Genomic DNA, 10,303 nt, shown 5'->3' with positions numbered 1-10,303 from the left:
AACAACGCCGGCATCACCCGTGACGACCTGATCATGCGGATGAAGGCCGAGGACTGGACCGACGTCCTCGAGACCAACCTGTTCGGGGCGTTCTGGGCGCTCAAGGCGTGCACCCGGCCGATGCTCAAGGCGCGCAGCGGGCGAGTCATCAACATCACCAGCGTGTCCGGTCAGGCGGGCCAGATGGGCCAGGCGAACTACAGCTCCGCGAAGGCCGGCCTCATCGGCCTGACCAAGGCCGCGGCGCGCGAGCTCGCGTCGCGCGGGATCACGGTCAACGCCGTCGCCCCCGGGTTCGTGCTGACGGAGCTCACGAAGGATCTGCCCGAGGCGCTCCAGGCGCAGATCACCGAGCGCACGCCGCTCGGCCGCTTCGGCACGCCAGAGGAGATCGCGGACGCGGTCGCCTTCCTCGCGTCGGACGAGGCCGGCTACATCACCGGCCAGGTGCTGGCGGTGGACGGCGGCCTGGTGATGATGTAGCGATGCCGTTCACCATCGAGCGCACATCCATTCCCGAGGTCCTCTTCGTCCGCCCGCAGCTGTTCCGCGACGACCGTGGCTGGTTCACGGAAGTGCTCCGGACCGACGCGTTCGCGGAGCTCGGTCTCGGCCTGCCGACCCGGTTCGAGCAGGTGAACCAGTCGCGCTCCGAGCGCGGCGTCATCCGCGGGCTGCACTTCCAGTGGGATCCCCCCCAGGGCAAGCTGATGCGGGTGGTCTCGGGCCGGGCATTCGTGGTCGCCGTGGACATCCGCCCGGGCTCACCGACGCTGGGCAAGCACGTGTCGCTCGAGGCGTCCGGCGAGGAGCCGGTCCTGTTCTGGGCGCCGGCGACCTTCGCGCGCGGATTCGCCGTCCTCAGCGATATCGCGGAGATCGAGTACTTCTGCACGGCGCCGTACAACCCGGCCGCGGAGTCGGGGATCAGGTGGGACGACCCTGCGCTAGGGATCGAATGGCCGGTCGCACACGCGCAGCTCTCGCCCAAGGACGCGGCTGCCGGGACGCTCCAGGAGTGGCTGGCGAGCGCGGCGCTACACGCTTTCAGGCCGGTATCAGCGGCTGGCGATCACATTGAGCCCAAGGCCGAATCAGGAACGGCTGATCTGCGAGGCCACGATTGACGGCCCCTCGCTCCAGTCACGCCGAGGCGACTGCCGGCAATCCTTCCCGTGCGGCGCCTTCGCGGGGAAGTCCGGGCGAACCCTTCGAGGAGTCGAGGATAGTCCTCGATTGCAGGTGGCTTGGGTACGGCGGAGCCGGGCGAGTAACCGAGCTGCTCCTATGGGAGTTGCGCGATGACCCACCCAGTTCGGGCAAGTGGACCTTATGGGGCGATCCGGCGGAGTTGGCGCCATTCGTGTTTGCCGGGGCGACCATCGCCGCATGGCATGGCCACCCGGCAAGGAGGGCCGGGCAGGCTGACCTATTCCGTGTTCCGCGCGCGAACGTGATCGTCTATCTGCATCAGATGCGACCGCTCCTGCCGGGCCGGTCGGTCACACTAATCCACGACACGATCCCACTCCATTTCGAGGCTCGGCGCGTTGTCCGGCTTGCGAAGTGGACGTTCTTCGCAATTGTCTCTCGGCTGAGCCAGGCGATCGTCACCGTTTCCGCCCAGTCGAAGGAGGCCATCGTTCGGGACCTGAAGGTGTCTCGCGGCAGAGTCCTCGTCGTCGGCCTCTCCGTAGACCCTGGTCGGATCGCCAGGATCCGCGAGATGCGCGCGAAGCCGGTTCGATCGGATCGCGTCATCTATGTCGGAAGGTTCGGCGTCCACAAGAACCTCGAGCGTCTGTGCCAGGCGTTTGGGACGACGGATTTCTGCACTCGAGGCGGGCGCATGCTCCTTGTGGGGGGTAGCCCGGACGAGGTCCGACGCATGGAAGCCTGGTTGCTGGAATGCGGGATCCCAGGCGTCGAGGTACATGGTTTCCTGCCAGAGCACGACCTCGAGCAGCTGTTTGGCACGAGTCGGGCGCTTGTCCAGCCCTCGCTCGAGGAGGGTTACGGCCTGCCGGCCGTTGAGGCCGCGGCCGTCGGCCTTCCGGTGGCAGCGAGTCGCACGGGCTTCTCGTCGGAGATCCCGGCGGGATTCGCCACCTACCTTGACCCTTACGACGTGCGATCGATCGCAGCTGCCATCGACGTCGCGGTTGCCCGACCCGATCCCGCGCCGATCTTCGTTCCCCGATCGACGCTGCGCGCGGGGTTCATGGAGGCCGTCGCGCGCGTCGATCGGCCGCCGAATCGGGGTGGGCGCCGCCAGTGACAGTGATCGGCGGACGATGTTCGACGCCGGTCCGATTCGGCTGGGCTAGGGGGCACGTCGATGATGTGAACCGGGCGCCAAACACGCGGGCCTGGATGGACAGGCCCTCCGTTGCGCGGTCCGTGGTAGCGACGTCCAATGCCACGGCCGAGCTCGGAGCATGACGCGTTCCATCCTCGTCATCGGGCTCGCGAGGGCGGTATCACTCGCCTTTGGCGTGATCCTGCTCGCCGTGCTCGCGAGACGCCTCGGTCCTGGCGGGTTCGGCACGCTACAGCTGGCCCTCGCGGTCATGGCCTACCCGCTAATCTTCGTGGACCTTGGCTTGACGACGCTCGGATTGCGGGAGATTGCCCGAGGCAGTCCGTCGTCCGAGGTAGTTGATCGCGTCGTCCCGGCGCGGCTCACGCTACTGGTTGCGACACTACTGGTCCTTGCAGCTGGCCTCGTGCTCGTTCCCGTGAGCATGGAACTGCGGACTGTCCTTGTCGTACTCGGCATCGGGTTGCCGGCGGCCGCGCTGAATGCTCGTTGGGTAATCCAGGGCAAGCGAAGATTCGGTCAGACGGCGTTCATCGACGTCGTCACGACCGGATCGCAATTGCTGGCGGCGCTCATTCTCGTGAACCCCGGGGACGAGGCGTTGGCTGCCGCCGGTGCCTTGACGATCGCGGCATGGACGACCACGGCGACCTCCGTCCTGCTAGCGGGCCGGTGGCCTCGTCCTCGTTCTGCGCTTGGGTTGCACATTCCGGCAACGATCCTTCGTGGGCTGCCGTTGGGAGCGGCGAGTATCGCGATCACCATCTACTACAGCTTCGACACGATCCTGCTGGGCATCTTCAGGAGTGGCGAGGAGGTTGCGTACTACGCCGCCGCGTATCGCGTCATCTTGCCGGTCCTTTCCCTAGCGGGTGCCGTCGGAACGGTGGCGATCCCGCAGCTGTCCTTTCTCGTGGCGAGGAGAGACGCAGGAACGGGCATCGCGGTGACCCGCCTTTGTCGTCAGCTCGTCCTGTGGGCACTCCCAATGGCAGTCGGAGGAGCCCTCACCGCCGAGCCGATCATTCTCCTAGTGTTCGGGCCGGAGTTCTTGCCCGCCGTTGCGCCCTTTCAAATCCTCATCTGGAGCGTCGTCACCGTCTACAGCAACGCAGCATTTGCCTTCCTGCTGCTCGCGCGGGGCCGAGATAGGAGGTATCTGGCAGCCGCTGCTGCCGGAGCGCTCGTGAACATGGGCCTGAATTTGCTTATCATTCCGATTGCCGGAATGCTTGGCGCTGCACTGACCACGATCGTGTCTGAGCTCACAGTGCTGAGCCTGCTGGTGTGGTGGACGAGAGACGTCTCCTTCGCCGCGCTACCAGCCGCCATGCGGACAGCCGCGATCCCGACGGTCGTCATGGCGCTTGTTGTGTGGCCCATTCGCTACTCGCTGCTCGCCGTCCCGGCAGGTATCGTCGCCTTCCTCCTCGTCGCGGCGGCGACAGGTGCGATCCCGGTCCGAAGCGCGCTCGCGAGATTGAGGTAGTCCCCTGAACCGGTCGTGCGCCATTCGACGACACGAGTCCCGCCTCCCTGCGGTGCTATAGTCAGGGGCCATGAGCGCATCCTGTGATGACGTGCTAGACGAGGTTCGGCGCACCATCCGGACGCTTATGAAGTCTCTCGAAGCGCAGGTCGGATCTCAGGCGCGCCTGCTCGATGTCGGGTGCTGGGACGGTGCTGAGACGGTTCGCATGGCCGCCCTCCTCGGTGCACGACCGTCCGGAGTGGAGATATTCCCGGAACCTGCGGCAGAGGCCGAGCGCCGTGGGATCGATGTCGCGCAACTGGACCTTGAATCCAGCCGCTTCCCCTGGGACGACGGCGCATTCGATGTCGTGATCGCTAATCAGGTGTTTGAGCACCTGAAGAACATCTGGCTCCCTATGTCCGAGATCCTCCGGGTGACACGTGACGGCGGGTGGCTGGTGATCTCCACCCCCAACCTCGGCAGCCTCCACAATCGACTCCTCATGTTGGCCGGGATCCAACCAACCTCGATCCGCACCTTTGGCCCACACGTGCGCGGATATACGAGTTCAGAACTGCTGGGATTTGTCACGCATGGTCGTGCGTACGAGCTCGAGCAGCGCGTGGGCGTTGGCTTCTATCCGCTGCGAGCTCGGCTCGCGGCGCCGCTGGCTCATGCGTGTCCGGGTGCGAGCCACACGACCGTCCTGCTCCTCCGCAAACGCCACCAGGGCGATGCCTCGCCGTGGGGCGACTACCTTGCGCATGACGGTGGCGAGTTCCAGACCTTCTACTCGTGAAGGCGGGAACGCGATCGACTACCGCAGGGGTTGGTCGTCCTAGTCGACAGGCTTCGCATTGCTGACCCCGAAAGCTGCCACTTACTACGCTAGCGATCGTTCTGACTTCCTGAACTGGGTAGGTGCCGACCATGGGCGTGTGCTCGACATCGGTTGCGGCGCCGGCTCGAATGCATTCTGGTACCGGAATCACGGGGCCAGTGAGATCGTCGGGATTGAGATCGATCCGGCCAGCGCGGCGCTTTCGGCGGTGGTCTTCGATCGAGTGATCTGCGGTCCGGTTGAGACCGCCATTGATGAGTTGGAAGGGTCCTTTGATCTCATCGTCTGTGCCGACGTTTTGGAGCACCTCGTCGATCCGTGGACCGTCATTCGTCAGCTGGGTCGCGTCGTGCATGCGGGCTCGAATCTGGCGATCTCAATGCCCAACATTCGTTTCATCCCAGCCCTTGCCCGGATTGCAGTTGGACGTGGGTTCACCTACGAGGATCAAGGGATCTTCGACATAACCCATCTGCGGTTCTTCACCCGCAGGGACATGGAACTCGCCCTTCGCGAGGGAGGTTGGGTCCCGGAGCGGTGGGGTGCGCCGTCTTTCGCGAGGTTAGGGTTCGGTCGTCGTTTGGCGCAGCGAGCGACCCGAGGGCGATCCGACGACTGGCTCGCAGGCCAGCTCTATGTCGTCGCCAGTCCTGCCCCCGGCTCGTCGATCAAGTCCGTTTCCGTTGACGCCGGTGACACACCCTCGCGGTGACCTTCGAAGACCGTGCTAGCGCTGACGGCCAGGATGAGGATCCAGATTGTCGTCGCGAGGACGGGAGCGTCCGGGGACGAGCTCAGCACCGCCGCGATTCCGAAGATTCCGACCATCGCCAGCACAAGGTCTCGGCCCTCGGTCGACCGCCGGACTGCCCCGAATATGGTCGCAGCCAAGAGTAGGCCGTAGAGCACAGCCCCCACGATCCCGGTCTGGAGCGCGACGATCATGACGAAGACGTCCGGCGTGAGGTCCGCTCCTGGGGTTGGTGCACGTGTGGACGCGCTGCCCTCGCTTCCAAGGCCGTTGCCCATCGGTCGAGCCCTGAGGCTTTCGAGCCCTCTCCTGAACTGGTCGAGTCGGAGGCTGGAGGATTCCTGCGATGACGGGTCACCCGACGTGATCCGCGTCCCGAGTGTGCCAAGGATGTCAGAGTCGTCAGGCTGGCTCGACGCGGGCGTCTGGCTTCCTTGCGCAGCCTGAATTGGTACTGCCCCGCCCGATGGATTGTTGGACAGTCCCCCCTGGGTGGCCCAGGTCAGGAGCAGCGCCACCCCTACTGCCGTCAGGGCGCCGACGGCAATCGGTCTGCGTCGCCGCACAACGACGAGTGTGAGCTGGCCGACAGCCAGTGCCACGATCGCCCCTCGCGTGAGCGACTCGATGCAGGCCATGGTGGCAAGGATTGCGAGTGCCAGATAGACCGCGCCCCCGATGCTGCGCCACCCGGATTGCCTCACGGCTCGGTCGAGCATCCACGTCCCAAAGACGGCGATCGCGGCCATCAAGTAGCCGAACACGAGGGCATTGGAGATCCCGCCGGATGCCCGGACGTACCCTTCGAACAGCGCCGACGCCCCGGCAATCAAACGGTTCTCACTCCCCGTGACTCCTGAGTAGTCGCGCCGATACCCGAGTGCGACAACGAGGTCGCCATTGGTGAGGGTGTCGAGGATGCCGAGGCTCGCCGCGATGAACCCGAAAGCAGTAAATACTCCCAAGACGACACCACTCCTGAGTGCGCGACGCGAGACCAGGGCGTAAGTGGCGAATCCGACCAGGACATAGAGCAACAGGTTCCTTGCGCCGAGGATGGCAGGCACGAGGGCTGGGCTGATCGGCACGAGTACGAGCACCCATGTGGCAAAAAGGGCGAACGGGACGATTGCGAAGCGAGCAACAACCGGAAGACTGGCGGTGGCAGTGGCTCCCTGCCGGCCCAATGGCTGCCAAATCAGGACGAGGACTGCGAGGACGATGAACGCCGCAGCGACCCCGTCTCGCAGGATTGCTCCTGCCGGATAGCCACCAATCCTCGGTAGCCACGAGGAGAGGTAGTCTGCAAATCCGGCCGTCGCGACCAAGGCCACGAACGCGATGGCGGCCAAGGAGCTGATCACCCGCTCGCGGTGCGCCAACTCGGGGTCCTCGACGCGACTAGACTTCGTCACCCGGCGCAGCTCCGTGCTGAAGCGCTATCTGCGGTCTCCGTCCCGATCGCCTGGATTGTCGATTGTTCTTCGTCGAGAGCGAAGCGCGGAATGACGGGTGGTCGTCGCCCAATGCGCAGTCCGTCCAAGTAGGCCTGGGTAACCGGTAGCAGCCGGTCGACCTGGGCTCTGGCGAGCCGATTGAGGAGCATGCCCGCAATCCTCAGCGGGACCGCGGTGAGCCGCCACGGCAAGTCAAGGCCAGACACGAAGATGCCGGAGCTCCGCGCCGCACTCAGGTCAGAGCGGAGACTACGGACGCGTGAGCCGCGGTCGATGGACGCGCCCCTTGTGTGGAAGACTGTCGCATCTTTGGCGACAGCCAGCCGCCAACCCGATCGCCTCGCCCTCATGCTGAATTCGGTGTCTTCCAGGAAGAAGAAGTAGCGTTCGTCAAACCCGCCGATGTTGCGCAGCAGAGAGGGCTTTACGAGGAGGCTCGCCCCGATCAAGTGGTCGCAGGCCCTGTCCTGGGGCGTGATGTAGGTCGAGGTCGTCCCGAGCCAGCGGTTGAGACCCCCGCCGCCCAATGCCTGCACCCGGCCTGAGTCGTCGGTGTCCACTAGTCGGTTACTCACAATCCCGATCTTCGGGTCGGACTCCGCTAGGGCGATCATGCGCCCAAGGCTGTGTCGTTCGACGAGGGTGTCGTTGTTCAGGAGCCAGATGAAGTCGAGGTCCTGATCGTCGCACAACGCCGATGCGATGCCCGCATTCATGCCACCCCCGAAGCCGCGATTAGTCGCGAGCAGAACGAGACGGACCCATGGGGCAGCCGCGCGGATCTGGTTCACTGACTCATCGGTGGAACCGTTGTCCACCACCAGGACGTTCGGTGACACGTCGAGGTGCCGTAGCGACTCGACACACTTGATCGTGTCCCGCCAGCCGTTCCAGTTCAGGACCACCGCCGTGACTCGCCGTGCCACGGGCCCACGACGAGGCGCCGGGTCTGGACTGTACATAGCGCTCCTGGTCCAGGTGAGTGTCGTCGACGAGCCGTTGTCAGAGGCAGAATGCAGTAGATAGAGCCAAAGGGTAGCGTGCGCCAGCCATCGCCGAGAAGCTTGGTGCTTCGCGAGCTGCGGCACGATCACTCGCATCGCGTCCTGGAGTGACTCTGCGTTTCGACAAGTCGTTACGAGATACCATCAGTTCAGATGCAGACTGCGCGGCGTGAGTCTCCGCGTGCGGCGGTAGTCCACGATTTCTTCGTCACCGACGGTGGAGCGGACGCCTGTGCGGTCGAGTTCGCCGGTCTCCTCCCGGACGCATCGGTGTTCACGAGCTTCTTCCACGCCGGGCGATTCGGGCACCAGATCGACCCGCGGCGGGTGCGAACTTGGCCGATCCAGCGGTTCACGGGCCCGACTGACCACTTCCGCGGGTTCCTGCCCTTGTACCCGGTGTGGTACTCCGCGCTTGACCTCAGGGCGTTCGACTTGGTCGTGAGCAGTTCCATCGCGTTCGCCCATGCGGTGCGCACGCGCAAGGGAGCCCTGCATGCGACCTACGTGCACACCCCGATGCGCTATGCATGGGACCTCGACGCGTACCTTGAGAAGTCCAGCTTGTCATTGACGTCGCGGCTGGCGGCCCGGACGATCAGGCCGCTCCTGCAGCGCTGGGACGTGGCCACGGCGGGCCGCCCGGACGTCGTCGTCGCGAACTCGGGCGCGGTGCGGGATCGGATCCGCCGCCTGTGGGGCCGCGAGGCCGAGGTGATCCATCCCCCAGTAGACGTCGGATCCATCCCGCTCTCCACTCGCGACGACGGCTATCTCCTCGTCGCCGCCCGAATGCTGGCGTACCGGCGGCTTGATCTCGCCGTCGATGCCGCGACCCGGCTTCGGCGCGACCTGGTCATCGTGGGGGATGGCCCGGAACGCCTGCGGCTCGAGGCGCGGGGTGGCCCGACCGTCCGGTTCACGGGGCGTGTCGACCGGTCAGAGCTCGTCGACCTGTTCGCCCGCTGTCACGCGTATCTCGTGCCGGGTGTTGAGGACTTCGGGATCGCCCCGGTTGAGGCGATGGCGGCCGGCAAGCCGGTTATCGCCCTCCGGGCGGGCGGTCCCCGCGAGAGCGTCCTGGAAAACGTGACCGGGGTGTTCTTCGAGCGCCAGACCGTTGACGACCTGGTCGACGCCATCGAGCGACTCGATGACCTCACGTTCCAACCCACGTTGATCCGGGCACACGCCGCGACATTTGACACGTCCGTCTTCCTTCGTCGCTGGCGCGAGCTGTTCGCCCGGCATGACGTGGACCCCACGCTGTACGCGCCGGAAGGGCTCACCACCTAGCGCCGAGCCTTGGATCGGGTCAGGCGCGGCCGCCCGATTCGCTGACAGCGTATGGACCGCCGATGCACTCCCGTTTGAACCTGGCCGCGTCGTACCGCTGCCTCCGGCTGGCTTACACCTGAGCGCCGGCAAGCATGACCTCGCAGCCTAGAAGGCGCTCGGGTACGTCCGCTCGCTCTCGCGCCAGCGACAGCGACTTCTCCCAGGCCCACCGCCAGCAGTAGCTCCTGCTCGCATGCTGCCAAGCTGCCCGACATCCTCGCTGCCGCGAGCGGGATGCTCAAGAACAACTCCCGGCCAAGCGGCCTTGCGAGGTGCTCAACCTCGACCAAGGTGAAGCAGGACGACATCGAGCGGGTCGTCCTGAGGCCCGGGCTATTCCCGCAAGTCGTCCGATCCCTCGGTGCACATGCTCGTGCCCGACATGAAGAAGTTCGCCAATGAGTCGGTCACACCGTTCGCCCGGACAGACGCTGGTACGGGCCATCGACCTCGCCCACGGCATCGGCGGCACCACAGGGCGCGGGATCAGCAGCTCGGTAGTGCCCGTACGCGGGGTGCTCGGCTCGGGCGTCGATCCGCGTCCCGCGCTACGCTCAGGGCCCCGACACCCTTTCGCCCGATGCGCTACCGTCGAGGCCACTACGGTCGGACGGCCGCCCGCGAACGTGGGGGACTCAACGAACATGGCATCGACGCGCGCCCCGGCCCGTTCGGCCACGGCAGCCGTCGTGCTGTCCTTCATCTGGCCAGGGCTGGGGCACGCCTACCAACGCCGGCATCGGCTCGCGCTCGTGTACGCGCTCCCGATGCTCGCGGTCCTCGGGTACGTGATCCTGGGGCTCGCGCAGCGCGGCCTGCGGGGCATGGCCCTGGACCTGTTCGACCCGGCGTTTGCGCAGACCGTCCTGGTGCTCGGCATCCTGCTCGGGCTCTGGCGACTGCTGGCCATGGTGGACGTCTGGCTGTTCGCCCGGCGGGCGGGTTCAAGGGTCGCCGTTGCCGCGGGGGTGCTTGCGCTGCTGGCGGCCGTGGTCGTGGGGGTGCACGGCTACGCGGGGTACCTGGCCTGGTCGTTCTATGACGCGAGCAGTCACATCTTCGTGGGCAGCGTGGGTGGTGACCTCCCGCTTCCCGACACGGATCCGACGCCCGCCGAC

Annotated in this window: 10 protein-coding genes; 8 read left to right on the top strand and 2 right to left on the bottom strand. The window is 65.8% G+C overall.

The genetic code is table 11. The features are described 5' to 3' along the window. The 6 genes from VGM51_03330 to VGM51_03305 form a co-directional block, all read left to right on the top strand. The coding region (locus VGM51_03330; GenBank protein HEY3412071.1) for an SDR family oxidoreductase at nt 1–483 on the top strand (483 nt) is incomplete at its 5' end. A 2-nt stretch (nt 484–485) separates the two neighbouring features. After that, a complete protein-coding gene (gene rfbC, locus VGM51_03325) occupies nt 486–1,127 on the top strand; it encodes a dTDP-4-dehydrorhamnose 3,5-epimerase (protein HEY3412070.1) in 642 nt (213 codons plus the stop codon). A gap of 167 nt (nt 1,128–1,294) precedes the next feature. Next, nucleotides 1,295–2,278: a glycosyltransferase gene (locus VGM51_03320; protein HEY3412069.1), complete on the top strand. Its 984-nt coding sequence runs from the start codon at nt 1,295–1,297 to the stop codon at nt 2,276–2,278. 160 nt (nt 2,279–2,438) lie between these two features. After that, complete coding sequence (locus VGM51_03315) at nt 2,439–3,809, top strand: flippase (protein ID HEY3412068.1); 1,371 nt, start codon at nt 2,439–2,441, stop codon at nt 3,807–3,809. Between the two features lie 127 nt (nt 3,810–3,936). Further along, on the top strand, nt 3,937–4,593 hold the full coding sequence (locus VGM51_03310) for a class I SAM-dependent methyltransferase (protein ID HEY3412067.1): 657 nt from the start codon (nt 3,937–3,939) through the stop codon (nt 4,591–4,593). 58 nt (nt 4,594–4,651) lie between these two features. After that, on the top strand, nt 4,652–5,347 hold the full coding sequence (locus tag VGM51_03305; protein ID HEY3412066.1) for a class I SAM-dependent methyltransferase: 696 nt from the start codon (nt 4,652–4,654) through the stop codon (nt 5,345–5,347). Here the strand turns inward: VGM51_03305 and VGM51_03300 are convergent. Beyond that, complete coding sequence (locus VGM51_03300) at nt 5,269–6,801, bottom strand: O-antigen ligase family protein (protein ID HEY3412065.1); 1,533 nt, start codon at nt 6,799–6,801, stop codon at nt 5,269–5,271. The two genes, VGM51_03305 and VGM51_03300, sit on opposite strands and share 79 nt — an antisense overlap. Then, the gene (locus VGM51_03295) at nt 6,798–7,769 is read right to left on the bottom strand and encodes a glycosyltransferase family 2 protein (GenBank protein HEY3412064.1); all 972 of its coding nucleotides are present in this window, start codon (nt 7,767–7,769) and stop codon (nt 6,798–6,800) included. The genes VGM51_03300 and VGM51_03295 overlap by 4 nt, the downstream gene beginning before the upstream one ends. Before the next feature lie 231 nt (nt 7,770–8,000). On the opposite strand from VGM51_03295, the gene VGM51_03290 reads away from it, so the two are divergent. Next, nucleotides 8,001–9,143: a glycosyltransferase gene (locus VGM51_03290; protein ID HEY3412063.1), complete on the top strand. Its 1,143-nt coding sequence runs from the start codon at nt 8,001–8,003 to the stop codon at nt 9,141–9,143. Between the two features lie 686 nt (nt 9,144–9,829). Beyond that, nucleotides 9,830–10,303: hypothetical protein (locus VGM51_03285; GenBank protein ID HEY3412062.1), on the top strand; the 474-nt coding region annotated here is incomplete at its 3' end.

The sequence above is a fragment of the Armatimonadota bacterium genome (assembly GCA_036504095.1).
In the GTDB taxonomy this organism is placed as follows: Bacteria; Armatimonadota; DTGP01; order JAKQQT01; family JAKQQT01; genus DASXUL01.
Note: the sequence above shows the minus strand (reverse complement) of the source record. Positions and strands in the feature narration are given on the sequence as shown.

What these genes read in the sequence shown, in the direction of transcription:
- rfbC (HEY3412070.1), top strand. Translation starts at nt 486, where the DNA reads ATGCCGTTCACCATCGAGCGCACATCCATTCCCGAGGTCCTCTTCGTC.
- VGM51_03290 (HEY3412063.1), top strand. Translation starts at nt 8,001, where the DNA reads ATGCAGACTGCGCGGCGTGAGTCTCCGCGTGCGGCGGTAGTCCACGAT.
- VGM51_03310 (HEY3412067.1), top strand. Translation starts at nt 3,937, where the DNA reads ATGAAGTCTCTCGAAGCGCAGGTCGGATCTCAGGCGCGCCTGCTCGAT.
- VGM51_03315 (HEY3412068.1), top strand. Translation starts at nt 2,439, where the DNA reads ATGACGCGTTCCATCCTCGTCATCGGGCTCGCGAGGGCGGTATCACTC.